Below are 25550 nucleotides of genomic sequence, written 5' to 3'. Positions count from 1 at the left end.
TAAAAAACTGTTATTATATACCGCGTTCTTTTTGTATTTGCTCGTAAGCTTCTTGTACTTTAGTAAACTTTTCTTGCGCGCCTTTTTGGTAAGCTTCATCCATATGTTGTAATTTATCGGGATGATACTTTTTGGCCATTTTCCGATAAGCTTTTTTTACTTCGTCGTTAGAAGCGGACTTATCGATTTCTAGAATTTTATAAGCATTATCTGCCGATTTAAAGAACATTGCTTTAATGCTTTCAAAATCGTATTTGTTAATGCGTAAATTTCTGGCAATACGCATGATAACATTTAATTCAGCATCAGACACACGACCGTCTGCCTGACCTATATTAAAAAGGAAATGCAAGACTTGAAGACGCACTTCGTAACTTAATCTTGGACGAATAAAATCGCAAATTCGTTCTGCAGAAACTTCTCGCTTTTTAACTACTTGGTTAAAAGTTCTAAAAGTAGCATTAGCCCGTTCCTTTCCGTAAGCTTGCACAAAATATTGGCGTACAAAATCGAGTTCTTGTTGGGTGGTTTTTCCATCTGCTTTAATAACTATTGAAGCTAAGGAGAGTAAATTAAGTTCAAAATCGCCAGGGCTTACATTTCTGCTACGATCGCCAAAACTACTTGTTTGAAATTGCACTTTTGTACCCAATAAACGGTCTATTGCACTACCAATAAAAAAACCTATAAAAGCACCAAAAAAACCTTTGAATACTAAAAACCCTGCTACAATTCCAACTAATTTAAACATAAACTTAAAAGTTGTTGCAAATATAGGTTAAGCCAAAAAGTTAAGCCTTTATTTCAGTTAGATTTCACAAAATTCTTTTACCTAGTTTTAAGCCAACCCGTAATACTGTATCGTTCTCCTGCTAATACAGGTAGCACTTCGTGTTCTAGAACTTGGCTTTCAAATATTACTAATCTACCAGGTAATGGGTGAATATGTATTGGGTTTTCTCCATCTTTAATGGGTTGATAAATAACTAAATCGCCCCCATTAGTTATGTCCCAATTGGCTTCATTTAAGTAAAAAACCATAGAAAGCACTCGGCGGTCATCGTTTTGAAACGTATCTAAATGACGCTTATAAAATGTACCTTGGGGATAAAGTGCATAATGAAATTCCTTATGTAAAATTCCCATAAAACAAGTTCGGTTAAGGTATTGTATTAAAAGCTGAACTTCTTTAAAAAATAGATTTTCGATAGGCCCTGCTTTTTTTTCATCCATCCATTGAATAAAATCGCCTCGTATATTTTTTACAATATATTCGTTAGTTCGGTTGCCGATAGCGGCTTTCTTTAAATTATCTTCTTTATGTTTTACTTGCAAATTAGCCCGTAAATTAGTTACAAGCTGTTGGGGTAAAAAATGGTCTATAATAGACCAATGTTGTCGACCAATATCTTCAATAATTTTTTCGTAAGTTAAATTTAATTCAACTCCGGTAGTTTGTAAAGTTTGGTTGTTGTGCATTTTCTTTTTCTAAAATCAAGCTTACAAAAATAGCTTAAAAACAAATTCATTTTTAAGATTTATAAAATATTGGAAGGAAAAACACACAAAGTTATTTTCCTTTTTAAATAAGCATATAAAGGAAGGTAAATAAAAACATAGGCTAAGCAAAGCTCAATTTAGTAGAAGATTTAAAATTTAAAATGATATTAGTTGTAAGCAAAAGCCTATTCAACATAAAAAATTCTTATCAAAGCATTAAGATTAAAAATTAAACAACTCTTGCTTTTTATGTATATTTGCAATCTAAATTAAGTTTAAATAAAAGTAGAAAATATATGTATCCACCAGAGCTAGTAAAACCGATGAAAGAAGAACTAACTACCGTTGGTTTCAAAGAATTATTATCTGCACAAGATGTAGAAAATGCATTACAACAAAAAGGAACTGCTTTAGTCTTAGTAAATTCAGTTTGTGGTTGTGCTGCAGCTAATGCAAGACCAGGCGCAAAAATGTCTTTAGCTAATGCAAAAAAACCAGAACATTTATTTACTGTATTTGCAGGCGTAGACCGAGAAGCAACCGATGTGGCTCGTGCACAAATGATGCCTTTTCCACCAAGCTCTCCTTCTATGGCTTTGTTTAAAGACGGAGAATTAGTACACATGTTAGAGCGCCACCATATAGAAGGTAGACCCGCCGAAATGATTGCTGACAACTTAAAGCAAGCTTACGATGAGCATTGCGCTTAATTCAATACCATTTATAAATTTAAAAGCTGCCTTTAAACAGGCAGCTTTTTTATTATGCACGCATATATAATTTAGCATTTATTTTTTTCATTTTCACACATGAAACAATTATTCAATTACATTTTAAGCGCCGTATACTACTTGTTTTTTGGACTCTGGCTAATCGTATTTCATCCTATTCAATGGTTGTGTTTTAACCTTTTCGGCTATAGAGCTCATAAAAAAAGTGTCGATGTTTTTAATTGGTTTTTATTAAAAACCTTACATATATTAGGTACAAAAATTACATTCGAAAACAAGTTTGCCGACCAATTTCAGAAAGGTAAACCCCATATTATTGTAAGCAACCACCAATCTATGAACGACATTCCCCCTTTAATTTGGTTTTTACGAGAATTACATCCAAAATTTATCAGCAAAAAAGAATTAGGCAAGGGAATACCTAGTATATCGTACAATCTACGTCATGGAGGCTCTATATTAATCGACAGAAAAGACTCTAGACAAGCCTTAACCGAAATAAAAAAATTTACTGACTATTTAAACCAAACCAAGCATGCTGCAGTCATATTTCCAGAAGGTACACGAAGCAAAACAGGTGTGCCTAAAAAGTTTTCTACAAATGGCTTATTAATGTTATTTAAATATTGCCCGGATGCAGTTGTGGTGCCTGTAAGTATAAATAACTCGTGGAAATTGCAGCGTTTCGGAATGTTTCCTTTAGATTTGGGTGTACATTTAAAAATTACTGTGCAACAACCCATTCCTGTAAAAAACTTCGATCCAAAAGAATTAATACAAAAAGTAGAACAAAGCGTCACTAACGACCTTATAATATAAATTGAAAGATATGTCAGCATTCAATGTACGATTAGAAGTAATGAAGCAATTGGAAGAAAAAGTAGATGGATTAATTCAAGAATACTTAATTCCTGTTGAAAAAATTTGGCAACCTACCGACTATTTACCCAATTCTGAAAGCGATAGTTTTTTTGATGAAATAAAAGAAATTCGGGAATTAGCTAAAGAATTACCTTACGATTTTTGGGTTGTTTTAGTAGGCGACACAATTACTGAAGAAGCCTTACCTACCTACGAATCTTGGTTAATGGACGTAGAAGGTATAAATCAACACGATGGAAATGCAGGAAACCCATGGGCAAAATGGGTTCGCCAATGGACAGGAGAAGAAAACCGCCATGGCGATGTGCTAAACAAATATTTGTATTTATCGGGACGAGTAGATATGCGCCAGGTTGAAATTACAACACAACACTTAATTAACGATGGATTTTCTATTGAAACCGATCGTGACCCATACAAAAATTTTGTGTATACCAGTTTTCAAGAATTAGCTACCTATATTTCGCACAATCGTGTAGCTAAAATTGCTAAGCAATATGCCAATAAGTCTTTAGCTAGAATGTGTAAAATAATTTCTGGAGACGAGATGCGGCATCACCGTGCTTACAGCACATTTGTAAAAGAAATTTTTGCCGTAGACCCATCGCAAATGATGATTGCTTTTAAAGAAATGATGGTGAGTAAAATTGTTATGCCTGCACATTTTTTACGCGAATCGGGTAAAGGAATTGGTACTGCTTTTGAAGATTTCTCGAATTGTGCACAACGCATTGGTGTTTACACAGGCCAAGATTATATTGATATAATGCGCAACTTAATTAAACAATGGGACATTGAAAAGTTGAACGGATTAACACCTGAAGCCGAAAAAGCAAGAGACTATTTAATGAAGTTGCCCGACCGTATGCAACGCATTAATCAGCGTATTCGTATTCCACAAGAACAAACTACTTTTGCATGGGTAAAACCAGCTTTAGTAAAATAAACTTTTGTTGTGAATGCTAAACAAACTGAAATACTTTTAAAAACTACGAATTTTGTAAAAAGGCAGGTAGCTGATGCTGAAGCCGGACACGATTGGCAACATATTCAGCGGGTTTTAAAAAATGCTGAAGAACTCTTAAATTACGAACAAGCAGATACTTTTATCGTAAAATTAGGTTGTTTATTGCACGATATTGCCGATGCAAAATTTCATGATGGAAATGAAAAATTAGGCCCTAAGCAAACGGCTTCATTTTTAACAGCACTACATCTAGAAAAATCTGTAATAGACGAAGTAGTTTACATAGTAAAACACAGTTCATTTAAATCGGATACGATTTCCATTGCAGAAAAATCAATTGAATTTCAAATTGTACAAGATGCCGATCGTTTGGATGCTTTGGGTGCAATTGGAATAGCGCGTACTTTTAATTATGGTGGATACAAAAACAGAGCTATTTTTAATGCTGAAATTCCCCCGAAAACCAAACAATCTAAAGCTGAATATAAAGCTTCAAACGCACCCACAATTAATCATTTTTACGAAAAACTACTTTTGCTAAAAGACCAGATGAATACAAAAACAGGAAAACAACTTGCCCAACAACGCCATGAATTTATGCTTCAGTTTTTAAATCAGTTTTACGAAGAATGTGGAAAACCGAATTGGGCTTAGATATTTACATATAAAGCTTTAATTTTCGAAAGCTGTTCCCATAACTACCAAGTTAGCTCCAGCTATAAATGCAGCTTGCTTTTGTGCTTGCGTTTTAATTCCGCCACCAACAATTAACGGAATTTGAATGGCTTTTTTAACTGCAGAAATCACTTCAACAGGAATTGGATTTTTAGCTCCACTTCCCGCTTCTAAGTATATAAGTTGTTTGCCCATAAATTGGCCTGCCAAGGCCGTATTAACAATTTGCTGTACATCGGTTGCTGCAATGGGTTGGGTTTCGCTAATGTTTACTACTGCAGTTTCGCAACCACCATCGATTAAAATATATGCTGTAGAGATAACTTCTAAATTACTAGTTTGCAAAAATGGAACAGCTTTTACGTGTTGGTTAATTAAATATTCTGGATTTCGACCCGAGAGCAAACTCAAAAACAAAACTGCATCGGCTTTATGCGTTAATTGCGAGTAATCTCCTGGAAACAAAATAATAGGTAAATGTGTAAAAGCCTTTAATTTACTTACCACTTCTTCTGTTTTTCCTGCCGATACTTGGCTTCCGCCTACGAGCAAAATAGAAGTTTCTTCGGGTATTTTCTTTAAAAAATCAACTGGGCTCTCTCTAAAATCTTCGGGGTCGATTAAAACCGCTAACTGGTTGTTGGCTTGCTGAAAATGCTTCAATAAAGCTATGGATTTTACAGTAGATTTTCTATTCATCTTTATAAGCATAAACACATGTAAAGCCTTCAAATTCTAAAAAATGAAGCACATATTCTTTTTTAAGGCTATTGTAAGTCACTTCTGCGGTAGTTTCTCCAGCTTCAAAATTGAAGTCTTTCACAAAAATATCGTGTAAAAACAATAAACCTTGTTTACCGTACAATTTGTAAAGCGATTCTTTTGCACCCCAGACAATGGTGAGTTTTCTTACCAAATCTTCTCCATTACCCAATGCGCGGTATTCTTTAATAGGCGTAAATTTGGCCGCAATTTTTTTAATTTTATTGCGCTGTTTTTCAACATCAATTCCCACGACCACATCGCTCACGATTACACATGTAAATTCGAATGAGTGCGAAATTGAAATGTGTTTACCATCGTTTAAATGGGGTTTTCCGTTTTGGTCGTAAACTACGTCTTCGTCTTTGTAGCCAAACTTCTTCAACAAATGCCGAATACTCATAAAACCACGGCGGTGAAGGTCTGATTTCATATTATTGATTCGGTTTTGCGAATTGGCCGACAAGCGTATTCCTTTAGCCAATTCATCAAAAGATTCTTCTACCTTCCAAATCAAGACTTTGGTATGTTCATTAACTGTTATTGTTTTATAAACAGGCATTAAAATAGTAGGTTTATGCTTAGTTTTGCAGCAAATTTAGACAAAAATACAGACTATGAGTAAAGATACCGTACCTTATGTGCCTTACAAAGTAAAAGATATTTCTTTAGCTGATTGGGGAAGAAAAGAAATTGAATTAGCGGAAGCAGAAATGCCAGGATTAATGGCGCTTCGTGAACAATATGGAAAAGAAAAACCACTAAAAGGAGCTCGAATTGCCGGCTGCTTGCACATGACTATTCAAACTGCGGTTTTAATTGAAACTTTAGTAGCATTAGGTGCTGATGTAACTTGGAGTTCATGTAACATCTATTCTACTCAAGATCAGGCTGCGGCTGCTATTGCTGCTGCTGGAGTTCCTGTGTATGCGTGGAAAGGCATGACGGAAGAAGAATTCAATTGGTGTATAGAGCAAACTTTATTTTTTGGTGAAGACCGTAAACCATTAAACATGATTTTAGATGATGGTGGCGATTTAACCAATATGGTTTTTGATGAATATCCCGAATTAGCGGAAGGCATTCGTGGCCTTTCAGAAGAAACCACAACTGGCGTTCACCGTTTGTACGAACGCATGAAAAAAGGAACTTTGGTGATGCCGGCCATTAATGTAAACGATTCGGTTACCAAATCTAAATTCGATAATAAATACGGTTGTAGAGAAAGCGCAGTAGATGCCATTAGACGTGCCACCGATACCATGTTGGCTGGAAAACGCGTGGTAGTTTGTGGTTATGGTGATGTAGGCAAAGGTACAGCGGCTTCTTTTCGTGGAGCAGGTTCGATTGTTACCGTAACTGAAATCGATCCAATTTGTGCCCTACAAGCTGCTATGGACGGTTTTGAAGTGAAACGTTTAGAAAGCGTAGTTGCCAATGCAGATATCGTTATCACTACTACAGGTAACCGCGACATTGTGCGTGGAGAACATTTTAAGGCTATGCGCGATAAAGTAATTGTTTGTAACATTGGGCATTTTGATAACGAAATTGATGTGGTTTGGCTAAAAGAAAATTATAGCGATACCCACGTAGAAATTAAACCACAAGTTGATAAATATAACATCGACGGAAAAGATATAATTTTATTAGCGCAAGGCAGATTGGTAAATTTAGGCTGTGCTACTGGACACCCGAGTTTTGTAATGAGTAACTCGTTTACTAACCAAACTTTGGCGCAAATGGAATTATGGAACAACAACGAAAAATACGAAAACAAAGTTTATATGCTGCCCAAACATTTGGATGAAAAAGTTGCCGAATTACACTTAAGCCGTGTTGGTGCAGAACTTACTAAACTAAAACAAGACCAAGCCGAATATATTGGCGTGGAAGTAGAAGGACCATTTAAACCAGCGTATTATCGGTACTAAAAATCGGTGCTTCGGTACAAAAACAAAAAAGCTCCTTTTGGGAGCTTTTTTGTTTTTACTCAGCAGCCTTACATTTTAGTTTTACATCAAATTTTCTGGAAGCAATACACAACCAAATGTTTAAAAACAACAACATCACCAATCCTGTGAATTCTAGCTAAAATACTCTGTGTACTTAGGTTGTAAAAGCAATTTCGTACCCTTAACGAAACTTTTAAAATTAAAATTGTTATAATAAATTGAAATCAAATCCTTATGAGATGCTTAAGAAATGCCTGGATGTTACTTATGGTATATTTGAAATGGGTATAATAATTCTAAAAAAGTTTTGCTTAAAAAAACATATTGGGTGTAGTTAATAATCAAATATGTTTTACTGCTTCCCCACTTTCTTCTTATAAATATAATTATTTAAAAGCCAAGAAACTCCTGCGTAGCTAAAACCACCAACAAGAATCATCACTATACCAGCTATAATGAATTTGTCTACTTCAACGGATTGTTCATTGTCATAATTAAGCCAAATTAAATTGAATATAGTTATAATGATCCCAAATCCTAATCCATGGGTTAGTGCATATTTTTTAAAACCAGCGGACTTGGTTTTTCGCCAATTTTCTATAAATTTTTGATCGTTATTCTTCATTTATCTAAGCATAATTTGGTCGATAAGTAAACTAAAATCTTCTTCCTTTTTATTGGCAATTAAAAAAGCCATTTCTTGTATTTCATTAAAATTGAAATTAGACATGTCTAGTTGTTGGCCGCGGAACTGCGGATAAAAATCACTGATTTTTAATTCAATCTCTTGCCACTTGCCATTGGTTTTAAATTCTTGCACATAAGATTGGCGTTGTTGTGTAGATGCTTTTAATCGAAATTGATAGTTTTTTTGATCGCCTTTTAGCTTAAGAATTACATGCGTAAATTGATCTAAATCTTTAAAATTAGGTTGGTGTCGAATAGAAGCAAATCCACCATTATTGGCTAAGGAAACATGACCAGAAAATAGACCGTGTCCATCGTTAGTTATTTGCAAAGTACTCTTAGAAACTCCACCCATAACACCATCGTTTATAATTTGCCAAGATGATGAATTGGTACTCGTATTAAAATTGAATAAATTGGTTTTCGGTGTACTCATACATATTAATATTACAAGAATAAATGCTTTCATAGTTTTTAAATTACTTCTTCTACACAACTCAAAATGCTGTCGTATACTTGTTGCATCTCTTCCTTTTTAATTACAAAAGGGGTTAAAATGTAGATGGTGTTTCCTAAAGGTCGTAAAAAAATTCCTTTTTGCATAAAATAATCGTACAATTCATTTCTTAAGCTTCCGTAACGTTCCATTTTAACCGATAAATCGAATGCTAAAATCATGCCTATTTGCCGTACTTCTGCAATTTTAGGATGCTGTTTTAATTGAATAGCAAAGGATTGATGCCAACTCATTATATTTTTAATTTGTTGTTGAATTTCTTCAGATTGTAGTAATTTAATTGATGCTAAGGCAGCTGCACAAGCCAACGGATTTCCGGTATATGTGTGGCCATGAAACAAGCCTTTTGAAAGCTCATCATCGTAAAAGGCATCGTATATTTTTTGTGAGCAGCTAGTAATTCCCATCGGTACCATTCCAGCTGAAAGGGCTTTGCTTAAACAAATTACATCGGGCGAAGTTTGCATGTATTGCGATGCAAAGGTTTTTCCAGTTTTTCCAAAACCAGTCATTACCTCATCGGCAATGCAGATAATATCGTTGAGTTTACATAGTTTCAAAATATCTTCTAAACCAGCTTTAGAATAGGTTTTCATTCCTGCCGCACCTTGTACTAAAGGTTCATAAATAAAACCTGCAATTTCGTAAGTTTCAATCCATTGTTGTAAAAGATTGATTACTTCGTCGTTATTGTAACCGACGGGTTTGGGTAGTCTTATTACTTCAATAAAATGTTTTTCGAAAGCGCCATTATACACTGAAAGTCCTGAAACAGACATAGCTCCAAAAGTGTCGCCATGAAAACCTTCTTCTAAGGCTAACATTACATGGCGTTTATGACCTTGGTTATGATGATACTGCAAAGCCATTTTTATTCCGATTTCGGTAGCTGTCGATCCATTATCATTAAAAAAAAGCTTGGCTTGATTTTGTGGTAAAATTTCCAAGAGTTTTTCTGCTAATTCTACAGCAGGTTCGTGTGTAAAACCACTAAACACTACTTGGTCTAGTTTCTCCATTTGTTTGCTTACTGCTTTTCTAATTTTTGAATTACAATGACCGTACATACTGGTGTACCATGATGAAATAGCATCGATATACTGCTTTCCATCTTCGTCTTCTAACCAAACCCCTTTTGCTTTTTTAATAGCTTTTAAAGGTGCAGCAGTTTTATGTTGCGTTAGCGGGTGCCAAATTACTTTCTCATCTCTTTCTGAGAGACTTTTACCAAAGCGAATGTTTTGTCCTAGAATTTTCATAAGCATAAAAACACAAAGTTAGCAAAGGGAATTTAGGCTTACTAATATGTTGATATAAATTAAAAATACAATTTTAATAAAGCGAAATACGTGTTTTTGTAAATTAATCTTGGCCTTATTATTCATGGCTGAAAGACAGAAGGTAAAAAACAACTTGCTTTGTTAAAGGCAAATGTATTCGAATGCCTTTGATTGCAAAACTGAAAAATCATTTAGTATCGGGATGTGAAATTTTCAATATCTAAAAGCTCCAGACATTAATTCTATTTCAGAGTTTTTAATTCCTATTTTTTTTGCAATTGTTTTCCAATCTTTGACAGCTTGTGAAACTTCCTGAATGATCGTGTCCATTTCGCTTTTGCGTAAGCGGAAATAAGAGCCGACATTTTTTGCCAGTTCAAAGTCCAGTGCGTTATCATCCATGTCTATATTTAGGGATAAGCCATCCTTCTCAATGGAAGGATTTAAGTCGTATGCTGGTGATAGAATCCAGCCTTCTTCTGTTAAAATAAAGCCATGATTGCGTAAATGATCATCTGTATTTGATATTGCTATATTGAAAATAATACGTCGCCACATTTGGTGAAGGTTACTTTCTATATGTACTCCATAATTTTCAATAAATTCTACTATTTCTAAATAACTAGGAGTTGTTCCTTTAATACTATCTTCTGTATTACCAGTCATAGTCATGGCAGATGCAAAATGAATCCTTTTATTATTTTCTCTGTCAAACCTGCGTGTTAAAAAAGTATGGTAAGTTCCACTGATTTTTTCAATCTTAGATTTTGCCATATTTATTCCAGCATTTAAAGCTAATTTATAGGCTAAATATTCCCACGCAGCTTTATCAGTGGTATCTGTTTTAGATGGGAATTTTGCAATCCATAAGTTTTTATCCTTGTCTAATACATTAGCCTTAGGTCTTGCGCCACCTAATGAAGAACCAGGTGCAATAAGAACAGCAATCCATTTTTTAATAGTTTCATTATGATCATCATTTTCTAATTGATTCACAGCTTCTTGTAAATCACCTAAAGAAGACCACGGTGGAGTAGGACTGTGTTCATCATTATCGAGAAAAGATCCATTTAAATCTGTTTTAAATCGTAAAGCACCCATTCTAATCTGATCATAAACACCTAATAGATAATCTATATCATAAAGTGTTGTAGCTTTCTCACTTTTAGCTCTTGCATCTTGAGCTGCTCTACGTTTCAACAAGGTTTTTCCCCAGGTGTCTGGCATGCTGTCTAGAAAAATGCCAAAATTCTCTTTATTTGTTGGATATTGTGCGCCAGAAAAAAAATCAAGATGTGGATCGAGCAAGTGCTGCGATTTACTTTTAAGCCACTCGCGATCGTATTCAAAACTGAACGCTTTTTTACCTTTAGCAAAATGGGCTGATAAAACTCCAACTAAAGTAGGGAAATCCAGTTCTATCCAGTCAGCATAAACAAATATGTCAAATTTTCCGGTTCCCACAGTTTCTATAGTAAATCAAGATCTTGTAGCTTTCTGCCGAACTCATCGTCACTAGCTAATTTTAAAAAGTCATCTTGAAGGTTAAGGACTCTGAAGACATTAAAATATAAACCTATGGAGACAGCAGGATCACCTTTTTCTATGCGATAAAGCGTGGCTCTATGAATCCCAGCACGTTCTGCTACTTGTTGTGTAGTTAGTTTTCTACGTTTCCTGGCAAGTTTAATATTCTCACCTATTTGTTCAAACATCTTTTGATATTTAGGAAGAAGTATTGTTTTCTTAGAGTTCATTAAGTCTCTTATTTGCGACAAATATAGTATTTATGTATTTAATATGCATCATTATAATATAAGAATTATAGTTTTAGGTCGTTAATTTCTCGACTATAAAAGTTCGAACCTATAACTCAATGAATAATAACTCTTTGATGAATTTTGAAGAAAAGTAAAAACATCTTTAAATCATTGATCTAAAGATTTTTAAGTTAAGTGGTGGGCACAGAGGGATTTCAATGCCGATGATTGCAAAACTGAAAAATCAGTTTTCACAACCAGCGAGCATGCCCGTAAAACTCCATTTTACGGCAACCCCGAATCAAAAAAATAACCATAAAAAAAGCTCCAACATTTCTGTTGAAGCCTGGTGGGCGCAGAGGGATTCGAACCCCCGACCTTCTGGGTGTAAACCAGACGCTCTAAACCAACTGAGCTATGCGCCCTGCTAAATTGCGAGTGCAAATATAATCCAAACTTCAAGACTACAAAATTTTTTATTTTATTTTTTTAAGTTTTAAAGCAAACAAAATAGTAGTCACTTTACAATAAAGGATTTAATGAGTTCAAAATTTTACTTCATGCATTTTAAACCCTGTACGTTTTAGTTTTCATTACTTATATTTTGGTTTAGCGTATTTTTACATTTAATTAATTGTGTAAGCTTAAGTATAGTTTTGTTTTTCTTTCAAGTCTAGAGCCTAAAGATTAAAAGGCGTTGATTTAAAAAATGAACAATTATTTCTAAAACATAGTGTTTATGGAGTTCAACAGATGCAACTGGTGCCTTACAAACGATGTATATACAAAATATCATGACCAAGAATGGGGAGTGCCTAAGACCGGTGATCGTGATTTATTTGAATTGCTTGTTTTAGAAAGTTTCCAAGCTGGACTAAATTGGTTAACAATACTAAAAAAACGAGAAAATTTTCGTGAGTCTTTTGCAAATTTTGAGATTCATACTGTGGCTGAATTTTCTCAAAAGGATATATTAAAATTACTTCAAAATAAAGGAATTATTAGGCATCGTGGAAAAATTGAAGCATGTATACACAATGCCAATCTTGTTTTAGAAATTCAAAAAAACCAAAATTCTTTTTCTGAATTTTTATGGAAATATGTAGACTTTAAACCAATCCAGAATCAATATTCAGATTTAAATGAAATTCCTTCACAAACTAATTTGAGTCGAAAACTTAGTAAACACCTAAAGAAAATAGGTTTTAAATTTATGGGACCAACCACTACTTACGCATTTATGCAAGCTGCAGGTTTGGTGAACGACCATCTAACATGCTGTTTTCGATTTAACGAAGTTAGGCAAATTGGTTTAGACTTGTAGATAACTTAAAAAAGCATCTCTACTTATTTCTTTGGCTCCTAAACTAGCCAAATGCGAAGTATAAATCTGGCAATCGATAAGCCGTACTCCTTTTTGTTGAAGTTGTTGTACCCACCAAATAAAACCATATTTTGAAGCATTACTTACTTTAGTAAACATGCTTTCTCCACAAAAAACTTTCTGCTCTTGTAAGTAAACACCATATAAACCGCCTACTAAATCTGAGCCTTTCCAAACTTCAACAGACTGCGCATGACCCAATTTATGTAAATCAATGTAGGCTTTTTTCATATGTTCTGTAATCCACGTTCCGTCTTGGTCTTTTCTTAGCATACTTGCACAATTGCTTAAAACAGCTTCAAAATTTTGGTTTACTGTAATGTTAAAAGTTTGTTTTTTGATTAGTTGTTGCATGCTTTTTGAAATCTTTAATTGTTCAGGAAACAGTACCATTCTTGGGTCTGGACTCCACCATAATACAGGTTCACCTTCATTGTACCAAGGAAAAATCCCATTTTGATAAGCATGGATTAAGCGTTGGTGGTGCAAATCTCCACCAATAGACAAGAGTCCAGCTGCATTTGCCGTACTAGGATGTGGAAAATGATATTGTAATCTTTTATTAGCCATATGTTTTCTATTTTATAACTAAGTATTACAGTTTATTGAAATTAAATTAATTGTTTTTTATCTTGTTAAATATTGAAATACTTTAAAGACTAGGCTAGTATGTACTCCTTTTTAGCTTGTTTGAAACAAATAATTAATTACATACTTACAATATTTACAAATTCTGTTTAATTAATAACTAAAATAGCACATTATTAAATAGATTAATGTACATTATTTTAAAAGTTAATCATCATTAACTTTTAAATTTAAGCTCTTGGTAGGTAACTTTTTTGGCAGTCCACTTTTTAAGTTTATAGTATTATATAAAAAAACACTCTTTACCTAAAAGTAAAGAGTGTTTAATCTTAAAAAGAAATATAACTACAAAGTAATAGAAAAACTTATTCTAAGCAGCTCTAATTTTTTTTCTAATCGCACTTCTTCTTTATATAAAAAAAACATTATAATTAGTTCTAGAATTATTCCTATTGTTAGAATTATAACTAGTATATCAAGCCAAAAATTTTTTTTTGAAGATTTCAAAATGCTATTCTTTTTTAAACTTTTTTACACCAATAAATCCACCTATTAGTAAGCCTAATGCAACCAAAAAGTGTATCGGGGCTTCGGGTACATCGTTTACATTATCGTCGTTAAAGCCAAAGACGTCTTCTAAATTTTGTGCATTGATATCGGGAATAAAGGCTATTATTAATAGCAAGACAATTACTATTTTTTTTATGTATACTGGATTTTTCATCGTTTAAGTTTTATATATAGCCTGTTCATTTTATATGTACCTTAAAATAAACAGGCCTATACATTTTGTTTTTATTGTTTGATTAATTCTTGTGTTTGGCTATGGCCATCTTGGTCTGTGAGTTTTACTAAATACACTCCCGCTTCTAAATGCATAACTCCTAAACTTAGGTTTGTCTGCATGATGATTTTTGTTTGGCTACTTAGCAATTGCCCTAACATATTGTATAATTCTACTTTTACTTGGCTTCCTAAGGCTAAACTGGTTTGAATGTTGACTACATCTGTTACTGGGTTTGGATAGAGATGAAAGAAAGTCTTTTCTTGCTCTTCTACACTCATAGTCTCATTATCAAACCTTAATGCAAAACGTAAACTGCTTACCGATTCAATTATGTTGGCATCTACGCTAAAACTATAAGCTTCTCCATCTGTTAATAGAGTTTCTGTTGCTAAGTAATTATCTACTAAATAGACTTCGGTATCTCCCAAGTTATTTAAATTTGCGGTAAAGCTGTAATTATCATTACGCCAGTTGTTGGTGAATAGTGAAATAACTTCGTTGTTTTCTGGCAAGCTTCTACGCTGAATAGTGAATAAACTATTCTCGTTTACCGAAGCTAGGTTTTCATCTAAATTAACCATTTTAAATGCATCCAAAGCATCTATTCCGTTATCAGCATCTTCAGCAAAGCGCAAACGAATAGCGTCGATAATTTGAGCTTCATCGTTATGTAACTCGAATAACACACTCATTTCATTAGTACTAAAGGCAACTGGTTTATCAACAATAGTAGCAGATGGAATTACCTTCATTGATTCGGTAAAGTTAATGTTTGGGTTGTTGGTATTTGCTTGAATAAAAAAAGCTTGTCCAGGTTCGATTAAATTTGAAGCTGAAGAATTTGAATTAACAGGCTGCCCTCCATTTTCAAGATTGTCAACTGTAACAAAAGCTCCACGATTGTTAATCATGGGGTCCCAAACATAAAATGCGTTGTTATTGGCTTTATCTAAATTAGCAGGTCTAAACAATATGCTTGAAACATCTATGGTAGCTTGATATGGATTAGCCAATAAACTAAAGTGATTAGGATTACCTCCACCAGTGGTAGTGGTAGTTGCTGTTGGCGGAAAAAGTGATTGGTTGCCTAGTACTAGAGTTCCTTTAGAGCGAATAATGGTATTATTTGAACCCGTATTGCTACTAATATTAGTAGTTGATCTGTCTCCACGAACCATTAAACGATAAGGGAATCCTACTTGTAGGTTGGTATTTTTTGTGTTTAAAACTTCTTGCCAACCATTATCAAATAAATATAAGGACTTGTTTCCTGATGTGGTATAATCTATACCTGTGCTAGGGTTGTGATGTCCTACAGTGCCTACTTCCCCAGTAATGTGGGTATGAAAACCAGGTTCATAATTACCTCCATTTTGCCAATTACTAAAGATACTAGCGCCGTTTACAGGACTAGCTACCATTCTAAAAGCACGTTTAACAGGGTAATATTTTTCAACGATTACCTCTCCGTTTAGCGTTCCACTTTCGTAAAAAAATGAAGCTTCTTTAGCTACATCATCGTCGGTTTGGGGAAGTGTAACTGCAAAAACTAACAAATCACTCGTATTAAATGTTCCTTGTTTTAGTTCAACTGTGTTGGTCACACGAAGTTCACTTCCTAGAGTTATTTCGCTTGCATTTGCATTAATCACTAAATTTTCTAGGCTGGAATTTTCTTCAAAATAAACAGTAAAGGTTTGGCTACTGCTAAGTAAATTGAGTTTTGCTTCACCAGAAGCCAATAAAGGCTTTTGTTGCGTATGGTTTACGAGTGTGCCTCTAAGACTTAGTTCCTTTTCATTTAAATCGATTGAATACGAGTGACTCCCAGAATTGAAATCAATTGTATTTAAAGTGATATTATTATTTAACGCACAATTATTCAGAACATTTGCATCAAATACAATGTCTGCCCCATTACCAGGTACAGAATTTGTAAGCCAGTTGGAAGCTGTATTAAAGTCGGTAGAAGTACCGCCCACCCAAGTTGCTGGAGAAACTTCTATTTGAAATTCTCCTGTTGCAGTAGGATCGTTAGGATTTGTCCCTAATATTCTTACAGTTCCGCTTCCTCCAATGGTTAATGAGAGCGTTAACTCCCCACTACTAAAATTGGCTGTTTCACCTAAAGGAGATATAATGGCATTTGAAGCTAGACTTATTGAAGAATTAAAGTTAGTAGCTGTGGTACAAGGTGTGCTTGCACAGTCTTGAGCAGTGATTTTTATTTCAATAGTTTCCCCTGAAATTAAATTACTTGGAATGACACTACCATCTGCTAGAGTAAAGGAAAAATCAGATACTCCGGATACTATTTCTGCATTTGAAGGCTCGCTTTCAACATTGTTATTTACAACAATAGCTGTAACTTCTGCACCTTTGTACAAGTAGTTTAAGTCTATATTTTCTAAAGACCATTCATTATCTGCTCCAACCGTTGCAGTACCAATAGGATCGGCATCTACAAGAATTATAATAGTATTTCCATCTATTCCTCCGCCTGAAACTGAGGTATCCCCAACACTAATTGGACCATTAAGTGTTGGCGAGCTTGGCAAACTAGCAATAACACTAACTGAATTTGATGATTCGCTAACAGACTTAGACGTTGCTTTTGCTGTTGCTGTAAGCGAGTTTCCTGCGACAAGGGTTTGCCCTGTTAACTCCCAAGTACCAAAAGCAGAAACAGTAGCTGTGCCAATTTCTACACCATTTTTAAATACCGTAATTAATGTGCCTGATGCTTCCAAGCTTGTTCCCGTAATGCCAATGCCTGAACCCGCAACATAGGTACCCGTTATTGTGGGAATACTAGAAGCTTGTGGATCAGATAATGTTACACTAATTTGATTTGAAACATTTGAAAGCCAATATTCTTCACTTGGAACCTGAGCTCGCGCAGTTATTACATCATCGCCTGCAAGTCCAGAAACTGTAAACGAATAGGAAGTATTTGATGCAACAGTGGTTGCAGATGTTTGTATTTCTAAACCATTAACATACAAAAATAGATTGGCAGCAGCAGCATCTTGATTAATTACAGAGACTTGTTGCTCTGTAGCAACATCCGATAGGGTACTGGTTGTTATATCTGGTGCAAATGTTATAGTACCTGCACCTCCATTGGTTTTAGTAGATACGTTAGAAAATGCAGAAGTACAATTGTTGGCGATAATAATTGCCTTAAAGAGATAAGATTTATTATTGAAGTTATTTTGATTATCCGCTAGAGACATACTCCAAGTACCATCTGATTGAACAAATACGGTATGGTTGGGAGAATCATCTCTAATTGTAATTGCATTTGTAGTAATGTTTTGCTCATAAAGTTGAATGCTCACAACATTACCAGAAGGATCAACACCTTCTTGACTCCAATCGCCTGTTATTGTTTGTTGATTCCCTCTCTGTAGGTTCGTTGGTTTTGATGTGAAACAACTTTGTGCATTAGCAACAACAACATTAGCTGACAAATCTGAACTATTCTTCCCTGAAGCATTTGCGGTAGCATTTATTATATCTCCTGCTTCTAATCCAGTTATGCTAATAGACCATGTATTACTACTTACTGTAGTTGTTCCTAATGAAATAGCGTTCTTAAAAACTTCAATGAGCGTACCATCTGCTTCGGTACTGAATCCAGAAATACTATTGGAACTTGGAGTTACACCTGCGTTTATAGTAGGATGGTTTGTTTTTACCAACCAGTTTGAAGCTTCAAAATTTTCATCTAAATTTTCAAATGAAACCGCAGGAAATGAATTGATGAGTAATTGTTGAATCAATAAGAGATTGTTTCCGTAGAGCTTGTCGTTTATTCCATTAAAATCGGAAATGGTTCCTAACACCCCACTACCTGCACTTGTAACGGTTACTGCTGTAAAACGAACCGGATCAGGCGCATCAATATCTTCTAATGGAACAAAGAAGTCATAAAAATAATCGGGATTTCCTCCTGCAGTAGAGAGTGCAACAGAACGTTGTGAGTATGCATTTACGTTGTATGAAGCAATTAAAGTTCCTGCCGCTCCTTGCTCGTGTTTATAGATTGCAATACGGCCATTATTACCTGTTTCATATACAATCTCTCTATCAAAACCTAAATTTGAAGAACTTAATGCCGTACCAAAAACGCCATCCGAATCAATAAGCAGGGAGTAGCCTTTACTGGCTGTAGATGCACCACCTAGCCTAAAGCGAATAATGAGGTAATCAATACCGTTTACAGTACGCTTAAGAATGTAACACGACTCTGAACCTCCAGCTGAAGCTATATCTGTGTGACCTCCTCCAGAACCTGTAGAAATGTCATTTAATGGTTCACTTTCAAAAACTGGTAATGAAATCATTTTTAACTCGCTTCCAACTCCAGAATCTGTAACTGAAAAACCATTGGTGGTTGGAGATACAAATCCGTCTCCATTAGGGTCTAAAATACTACTCCCTAAATCGGTAGAAGATGGCTTGTAAATTAGACCAGGTGTTTGTGCGTAACAAATGCTAACTAGAATAGACATTAAAAACAAAATGGAGTACTTATTCATTATATGTTTGTTAAATTTATACTTAAATAAATGTATGACAATTTAGCTTTGTTGATTTACAAAACACATCATGAAAATCTCATATTACTAGCACAAAACTATCACAAAATGGCTTTTTGTATTAAAAAACAGGCGTAAAGAATATTTTTAACACTTAGAAAACCCTTTTCCATGTTTGTAGAAGTATAATGAAGCTGTAGGCTAAAATTGGTATAAAATAAAATCGTTTTTAGGTTATTAGGAATTAAAATTGTAGTAGTCTACAATTATCTAGATTGCAACAGGCAAGTGTTTTTACAAAAAAGGAAAGGCTAATATTGATTTGTACACTGTAAAATTTTTGTGCTAAAAAAAAGGACTTTGCACTAAATTTGTTTCAAGAACGCATTAAGTTTGATATTGGTATGGGTTAAATTTAATTTTTTTCTAATGCGTGTTCTGGCAATCTCTACAGATCTAATGGATTGATTATTTATGTTCGAAATCTCTTTTGTGCTAAAATCTAAGCGCAGAAGTGCACAAAGTCGTCTTTCATTTTTTGTGAGTTGTTTGCTTTGTGCTTCTAAAGCCGTATAAAAACCAGCATCGATTTGATTAAACCTTAGTTCAAACTCATCCCACAAAGACTTGTTTTGCTTTACCAACGAAGCAATTGCTTTTTTATCGTTTACAAATATTTCTTTTTGTGAAGTGTTAAACTTTATGTCTGAAATTATTTTTTCAAACATAGAATTTTGTTGTATGTGTTTTAATTCTAGTGAAATAATTTCTTTATGTTTACTTTCTACTTTTTTTTCTAAGTGGTTAATGTTTTTTTTATTCAATTTTTTAAGCAACTTTTGTTTTTTGGATTTAAGAAAAATAAGGTACAATAATCCTGTTAATGTAATAAAGGTAAAGATAAATATTAACCTTTTTTGTCTTGTAAATTTTAAAGCTTCTTCATCTATTTTTCCTCTGAATTGAGTCAACTGTTCTTCAAACTCGTCTCGAATAATGGCAATTTTTGATTCGTTATGTTGTTCTAGTTTATAAAGTGAATCTGAACTTTCCTTAAACAAGAGTGCTTTTTCAGCATTGCCTTCAGCTTTAAAAACTTGATGGTAGAATAAACTATACTCTTTAAGCAACGAAATAGAGTTAATTGATTTTGCTAAAGCTATGCCCTTATTTAAGTGGTATTTTACCTTTTGTTCATTTTTTAATTCAAAATAAATACTAGCATACTTCAACTGTAGTGTAGCATCAACTTGTGCATTGTAATAAAGGTCAACATTGTTTACTTCGCCAATTTTATTAAGTATTTTTAATGCCAAAGCATGATCTTTTTGTTCTATTAAAAAGCTTGCGTAGGCATTTAAAAATGAAAGAGCATGAGCTTTATGCTCAATTTTTTCAATAATGATTATGCCTTTTTCAAAGTGCTCTCGTGCTTCTTCTATTTTTCCTGTTTTATGGTAAATCAAGGCTTGATTATTTATTACATTTAATTGTTTCAATAAAAAATCCTTAGAAGTAGATGAAAAATAATAAGGCTTTACAATATTTAGAAAATCTTGGGCTTTGTCGTATTCTTCTAAAATTATAAATAAAGCAGCAAGATTAAAAGCAGTACTAGAAACATCTGATTCTATAGAAGTTTCAATAGCTAATTGATGTGCTTTATGCCAATTAACATAAGAGTTTTCAAACATGCCAACATAAAAATACACTCTCCCCAACTGATTGTAAGCATGCATTAAATCACTTTTATTATTTCCCTTAACAGAAACTTCAAGTGCACTTAAGGCATAATTTAATGATTTATTAAGATCACTATTTAGATAATAATTTGATTGATTGACTAAAGAATCTATTGTTTTTTTTTCTGGCTGGTTATTGCTTTTAGATATATTGTAAGCATACAATCCTGTTTCTCCTAAACAACAAAAGGAAAAAAAAATAACACACAAAAAATGAACAAAAACTTTCATTTGTAAAAATTAATCTACAAATTAATAATAAAAAAAATTCTATTAGTAGTAATAACAGATATTTAATTGTGTTTGTTACTATTTTTGATTTTTTTAGCAGAAATAATAAAAACGAACTTAGTATAATATTCTGCAAGTATCTATTTTATACTTTTACTCTTTTGTAGTTATAGAAAATACAGAATTAGAAAAATATAGCTGACAATTAGCTAGTTACTAAACTTAAATAGGTTTTATAAATAGTAATCATTATAAAAGTATAATTTTTACTTATCAGACTTCTCTAGATTTAAAAAAAGAATTAATTATTAGCGAATCCTATTTTTTTATTCTTTAATAAGTTGTTGCGCTTGTTTATTCCCTGTTTCGTTAGTAAGTTTTACCATATATATCCCACTTGGGTAGTTATGTACATCTACTTGTAAGCTACTCGCTTTTAGTGTTTGCTTCTGACTTAACATTAGCTGACCTAGCATGTTGTAGATTTGAATATTTACTTGACTACCTAAGGCTAAACTCGTTTGAATGTTGACTACATCTCTTGCTGGGTTTGGATAGAGACTAAAGAAAGTGTTTTCTTGCTCTTCTATACTCATGGTCTCTGTATTAAACTTCAACGCAAAGCGTAAACTGTTTACCGATTCACTTATATTCGTATCTACACTAAAGCTGTAAGCTTCACCATTAGTTATTAAAGTTTCTGTGCCTAAGTAGTGATCTACTAAGTACACATTGGTATCTCCCAAGTTATTTAAATTCGCGGTAAAACTGTAATTTTCATTACGCCAGTTGTTGGTAAATAACGGAATCACCTCATCATTTTCTGGAAAGTTTCTACGCTGAATAGTGAATAAACTATTCTCGTTTACCGAAGCTAGGTTTTCATCTAAATTGCCCATTTTAACTACATCCAAAGCATCTATTCCGTTATCAGTATCTTCAGTAAAGCGCAGACGAATAGCGTCGATCACTTCTTGGTTTTCATCTTGAAGGTTGAATAACAACTGTGGTTGTTGACTTAAACTTTCAGGTGATAGGCTTAAACTACTTACATCTTTCATGCTTTCAGTGAAAGTTATACTTGGGCTTTCTTCTGTTGTTTGAATGAACAATGCTTGTCCAGGTTCGATAAACTTTGTAGCTGTACTTGCTGGTGTAGCTGTTCCATTACCAGATAACTCATCGATTAAAATAAAAGTCCCTCGATCGTTTACCATCGGATCCCATACCCAAAGTTTAGTGTTATCTGTATTGGTATTTGCTGAAAGAACATCACTCATATCGATTCTAGATTGATAGGGATTAGCTATAAAAGCATAAGTTGTACCGCCAGCTGTTGCACTTGGAAAAGTAATGTTTTTAGTGCCAACTTCTAAATTACCTGTAGAAACTAAAGTGGTAGGATTGGGTGTTGCATCATTAGATTGTAATAAACTCGGAGTTCGATCGCCACGTACCATTAAGCGGTAAGGTACTCCAACTGTTAAATTAGTGGTTTTTGTATTAGTAACCATTTGCCAACTTCCATTAAACCCAAACAAAGAAGGATTACCTGACTGGGTATAGTCTAGCCCTGTTGTAGTATTGTGTTGTCCTACTGTTCCTACTTCGCCCGTAATATGCGTTCCAATACCTGTATTACTAGCTCCGGCATCTTGCCAATTGTCAAAAATACTGCCACCACTTATAGGACTAGCTACCATTCTAAAGGCACGTTTGGCGGGGTAGTATTTTTCTGTAATAACGGTTCCTGTTCCCGAAATTGTTCCTGTAAATTCATCCAAATAACCATCGCCCGTAACATCACTTTTAAAAATGATTTGTCCATTATTTAGTATTGATGAACCTACATTTAAAGTCTTGTAAACATTAATTTTAATACCAGAATTAACTACAAGTTTATTGCATATTAAATTGGTTGATTCTAAATAATCTACAGCTATTACAGCAGTTGAATTTATCGATGGTGTACCTTTATCCCATTGGCTTCCATCCCACGAAGTTTCAGGACTATAATCGTTAGTCGAATTGTTTTCATAATTAAATAAACTCGCGACTTCTGCATCAGATAAAGCAATATTCCATAGTCTTACATCATCTACACTGCCGGTGTAATTAATAGTACTATTGCTAAGATCTGTAATATCTTGATTAGGAATGTAACGTTCTCTACCAATTGAAAGGCCATAGGTTTTAAATCTAAAACGTCTTGAGATATCAGAATTTACTCCTGTAAGATCACCATCAATAAAAACTTTCCTAGAACTACCTGCCGTATAAACAAATACATAATGATGCCAATTACCATCGCTTCTTCTACCACTAGTATGCGTATTAAAACCCCAGTTAGAAGAATTAAAAGAAACTTGATTATTACTTTCCATTCTAGAAATCAAACCAGTATATAAACCATCACTCACACCAAACGCTATAAACGATTCTGTTGAGTTTGAAGATGATTTAGCCCAAATACTAATAGAAAAACTATCTTCGTAAAAACCATCATTATCTGTATCAGGTAAACTAGCATACATTTCATCGCCAAAATAAATGAAATCATCTTCGCCATCTAAGAAATAAGCAGAATTAGATGTCCCAAATCGGTTAGCAACCAATGTTGGATTATTAAAAATAACACCATTGTAATTATTTCCGCTTATATCATTAGCATTTTCAAAAAGTGGATAATAAGCTATTAAATTTGATGTTTGGGGAACAGTTTGAGCAAATAACAATCCAATACCAAAAAAAACTATAAAATGAATGAAATACCGTGTAATTTTAATTTGCATATAAAGGGGTTTTAAACAAATTCAAATTTACATTTAAGTCTACTTAGACGCTTTCAATTAATTTTTGGTTGCACTCAGTTTTTAAAAAATGTGTAATATTGCGTATGATTAGCCCTGCTTTCTTACTTGTATTTATTCTTGTCTATATCTTAATTATAATATTTAAGAGAATAAATAAAAAAAACAAATACCAATTTATTTATTTACTGTTACATTTCATTGCCAGGTTATTTATTATTGTTAGTATTTGTCTTTACATAACTTTAAAAATAAAGTTATCTGTGTTTTTTATAAGTGTTGTAAAGTTAGCAGCCCTAATTTTTATCTTTAAACACTTGCAAAGTGTTTATTTAGAAAGATATGTGAAAATTAACATAACTGATAAGCTGCTATTTACATGCTTAATTATTGTTAACACCTTAAACCATTTTGGTATAAAACTTACAAGTTTTGAATACCATATACCAATGACTGGAAGCATAATGGATTTAAGTAAATTTTATTTTAATGGATTTGAAGATGTAATTATAATATCAACAATTATAATTATTTATTATAGTGTAAATATTATTACTGTCTATGTAAAAATTACTATAAACACAGCTATAAAAAGTAAAGTTAGGACAACTTTACTGAGTTTTTTCTACCACTATGTTTTATTTTACGTGTTAAGCAGCATTTTTTTGAGCTTACATGTTAATCTAATCCTTTTTAAACTTATTACAGTAGAATTTATTTTGCTACAAAAAATAATAACCATAGCAAGTCTTTTAGTTCTTTCTGCAACAACTTTCATTTTAAAAGAAATTAGCAATACCAGAATTTCTGACAAATCCGAGCATAGTAATATTTTTAAACAAATTGAAAATCATTTAATGCTTACTGAAGCTTATTTAAAGCCAGATTATAGCATTTCAAGGTTGAGTATAGATACAGGTATTGCAGATTATAGATTAAGAAAGTTTATGAAAGAAACTAATGGATTAACTATACCAATGTATTTTAATTCTTTGAGAATAAAGCATGCTTGTTCACTTATAAGCAATGGGTATTTAAATAAATATACTGTAAATGCATTAGTGAAAGAGTGTGGTTTTAAAAAACAACAATCTTTTAATAGAGCTTTTAAAACTTTTTGTAAAGTTACTCCAAGTGAATATTTTAAAGTATGCAACAAAATACAAAACACATAGTACATTTTTAAGCAGAACAAAGGCAACCTACTTTTAATTTACTGCAATAATTTAATTTACAGCGTTAAACCATTTAAACCATATGTTTTAATGCAGATTACTTCCTTAGCATAAAAATCCATACTATTAACTTTTTACCAACATTATAAATCGATGAACTAATTGACTCATTGATCGAATGTTCAGTTAAAATTTTATAACTAATTATTTACATTTTTAAGTAAAATGCTTTACAACCTGATTAATAATGTACATTATTTTTAAAGTTTAACAGCATAAACTCAACATTTACAACTATAAGTTGAATAATACCACGCATGTTATCATGAATCTGTTTTGTATATATACAAGTTTTATATTAACGGGCAGTAAATCGGCAGAAATAATTCGAGTATTAAATAGCGACGTCTTATAATCAAAATGCCATAATTTATTAATTGCTATTTAAAAAAATAACCATGCTTTATGAAAAGCATGGTTATTTTTAAATAATTGAATATAAAACTAATTAAAAGCTTTGCCTAACTTGTTCTAATTCTTTTTCTAACCTCAGTTCTTCTTGGTAAAAGAAGA

At 33.2% G+C, this 25550-nt stretch carries 21 protein-coding genes and 1 tRNA gene; 7 read left to right on the top strand and 15 right to left on the bottom strand.

The features are described from left to right. Positions 1–13: 13 nt before the first annotated feature. Both IEV63_RS12360 and IEV63_RS12355 read right to left on the bottom strand, forming a co-directional pair. The gene (locus tag IEV63_RS12360) at positions 14–751 is read right to left on the bottom strand and encodes a tellurite resistance TerB family protein (RefSeq protein WP_188407127.1); all 738 of its coding nucleotides are present in this window, start codon (positions 749–751) and stop codon (positions 14–16) included. A 77-nt stretch (positions 752–828) separates the two neighbouring features. After that, complete coding sequence (locus tag IEV63_RS12355) at positions 829–1479, bottom strand: 2OG-Fe(II) oxygenase (RefSeq protein ID WP_188407126.1); 651 nt, start codon at positions 1477–1479, stop codon at positions 829–831. Positions 1480–1796: 317 nt separating this feature from the next. Here IEV63_RS12355 and IEV63_RS12350 point away from each other — a divergent pair, with 317 nt between their 5' ends. The 4 genes from IEV63_RS12350 (at position 1797) to IEV63_RS12335 (ending at position 4734) form a co-directional block, all read left to right on the top strand. Next, entirely contained in the window at positions 1797–2210 is a 414-nt protein-coding gene (locus tag IEV63_RS12350) for a BrxA/BrxB family bacilliredoxin (RefSeq protein ID WP_188407125.1), read from the top strand. A gap of 99 nt (positions 2211–2309) precedes the next feature. Then, the gene (locus IEV63_RS12345) at positions 2310–3050 is read left to right on the top strand and encodes a lysophospholipid acyltransferase family protein (RefSeq protein WP_188407124.1); all 741 of its coding nucleotides are present in this window, start codon (positions 2310–2312) and stop codon (positions 3048–3050) included. Between the two features lie 10 nt (positions 3051–3060). Beyond that, complete coding sequence (locus IEV63_RS12340) at positions 3061–4059, top strand: acyl-ACP desaturase (RefSeq protein ID WP_188407123.1); 999 nt, start codon at positions 3061–3063, stop codon at positions 4057–4059. Between the two features lie 9 nt (positions 4060–4068). After that, entirely contained in the window at positions 4069–4734 is a 666-nt protein-coding gene (locus IEV63_RS12335) for an HD domain-containing protein (RefSeq protein ID WP_188407122.1), read from the top strand. Positions 4735–4752: 18 nt separating this feature from the next. Here IEV63_RS12335 and IEV63_RS12330 read toward each other — a convergent pair whose 3' ends face one another. After that, positions 4753–5454 carry a phosphoglycerol geranylgeranyltransferase gene (locus IEV63_RS12330; protein WP_188407121.1) on the bottom strand — a complete coding sequence of 234 codons (702 nt, stop codon included), beginning with the start codon at positions 5452–5454 and terminating at the stop codon, positions 4753–4755. After that, a complete protein-coding gene (locus IEV63_RS12325) occupies positions 5447–6079 on the bottom strand; it encodes a 4'-phosphopantetheinyl transferase family protein (RefSeq protein ID WP_188407120.1) in 633 nt (210 codons plus the stop codon). The genes IEV63_RS12330 and IEV63_RS12325 overlap by 8 nt, the downstream gene beginning before the upstream one ends. A gap of 55 nt (positions 6080–6134) precedes the next feature. Here IEV63_RS12325 and ahcY point away from each other — a divergent pair, with 55 nt between their 5' ends. Next, positions 6135–7451 carry an adenosylhomocysteinase gene (gene ahcY, locus IEV63_RS12320; protein WP_188407119.1) on the top strand — a complete coding sequence of 439 codons (1317 nt, stop codon included), beginning with the start codon at positions 6135–6137 and terminating at the stop codon, positions 7449–7451. 373 nt (positions 7452–7824) lie between these two features. On the opposite strand, the gene IEV63_RS12315 is transcribed toward ahcY, so the two are convergent. The 6 genes from IEV63_RS12315 to IEV63_RS12290 form a co-directional block, all read right to left on the bottom strand. Beyond that, entirely contained in the window at positions 7825–8097 is a 273-nt protein-coding gene (locus IEV63_RS12315; protein WP_188407118.1) for a hypothetical protein, read from the bottom strand. After that, on the bottom strand, positions 8098–8595 hold the full coding sequence (locus tag IEV63_RS12310) for a CIA30 family protein (RefSeq protein WP_188407117.1): 498 nt from the start codon (positions 8593–8595) through the stop codon (positions 8098–8100). 38 nt (positions 8596–8633) lie between these two features. Continuing rightward, a complete protein-coding gene (bioA, locus tag IEV63_RS12305) occupies positions 8634–9935 on the bottom strand; it encodes an adenosylmethionine--8-amino-7-oxononanoate transaminase (protein WP_188407159.1) in 1302 nt (433 codons plus the stop codon). A gap of 234 nt (positions 9936–10169) precedes the next feature. Continuing rightward, positions 10170–11420, bottom strand: coding sequence for a type II toxin-antitoxin system HipA family toxin (locus IEV63_RS12300; RefSeq protein ID WP_188407116.1), 1251 nt, complete (start codon positions 11418–11420; stop codon positions 10170–10172). Between the two features lie 5 nt (positions 11421–11425). Next, the gene (locus IEV63_RS12295; protein ID WP_188407115.1) at positions 11426–11713 is read right to left on the bottom strand and encodes a helix-turn-helix transcriptional regulator; all 288 of its coding nucleotides are present in this window, start codon (positions 11711–11713) and stop codon (positions 11426–11428) included. Positions 11714–12063: 350 nt separating this feature from the next. After that, positions 12064–12141, bottom strand: a tRNA-Val gene (locus tag IEV63_RS12290). Between the two features lie 314 nt (positions 12142–12455). Between IEV63_RS12290 and IEV63_RS12285 the strand changes: the two genes are divergently transcribed. Beyond that, on the top strand, positions 12456–13040 hold the full coding sequence (locus IEV63_RS12285; protein WP_188407114.1) for a DNA-3-methyladenine glycosylase I: 585 nt from the start codon (positions 12456–12458) through the stop codon (positions 13038–13040). Here IEV63_RS12285 and aat read toward each other — a convergent pair. From aat to IEV63_RS12260, 5 genes are all read right to left on the bottom strand, one after another. Further along, positions 13029–13670 carry a leucyl/phenylalanyl-tRNA--protein transferase gene (aat, locus tag IEV63_RS12280; protein ID WP_188407113.1) on the bottom strand — a complete coding sequence of 214 codons (642 nt, stop codon included), beginning with the start codon at positions 13668–13670 and terminating at the stop codon, positions 13029–13031. The two genes, IEV63_RS12285 and aat, sit on opposite strands and share 12 nt — an antisense overlap. Positions 13671–14199: 529 nt before the next feature. Next, positions 14200–14412, bottom strand: coding sequence for a hypothetical protein (locus IEV63_RS12275; RefSeq protein ID WP_188407112.1), 213 nt, complete (start codon positions 14410–14412; stop codon positions 14200–14202). A gap of 71 nt (positions 14413–14483) precedes the next feature. Then, positions 14484–19019, bottom strand: a complete 4536-nt coding sequence (locus tag IEV63_RS12270; protein WP_188407111.1) for a T9SS type A sorting domain-containing protein — start codon at positions 19017–19019, stop codon at positions 14484–14486. A 365-nt stretch (positions 19020–19384) separates the two neighbouring features. Then, the gene (locus IEV63_RS12265; RefSeq protein WP_188407110.1) at positions 19385–20992 is read right to left on the bottom strand and encodes a hypothetical protein; all 1608 of its coding nucleotides are present in this window, start codon (positions 20990–20992) and stop codon (positions 19385–19387) included. 326 nt (positions 20993–21318) lie between these two features. Further along, positions 21319–23784 (bottom strand): T9SS type A sorting domain-containing protein, encoded by a 2466-nt coding sequence (locus tag IEV63_RS12260; RefSeq protein WP_188407109.1) that lies wholly within the window; start codon positions 23782–23784, stop codon positions 21319–21321. Between the two features lie 104 nt (positions 23785–23888). On the opposite strand from IEV63_RS12260, the gene IEV63_RS12255 reads away from it, so the two are divergent. Further along, positions 23889–24977, top strand: coding sequence for a helix-turn-helix domain-containing protein (locus IEV63_RS12255; protein WP_188407108.1), 1089 nt, complete (start codon positions 23889–23891; stop codon positions 24975–24977). Positions 24978–25550 lie beyond the last annotated feature (573 nt).

The organism is Psychroflexus salis, from assembly GCF_014640175.1.
Classification (GTDB): Bacteria; Bacteroidota; Bacteroidia; order Flavobacteriales; family Flavobacteriaceae; genus Psychroflexus; species Psychroflexus salis.
Note: the sequence above shows the minus strand (reverse complement) of the source record. Positions and strands in the feature narration are given on the sequence as shown.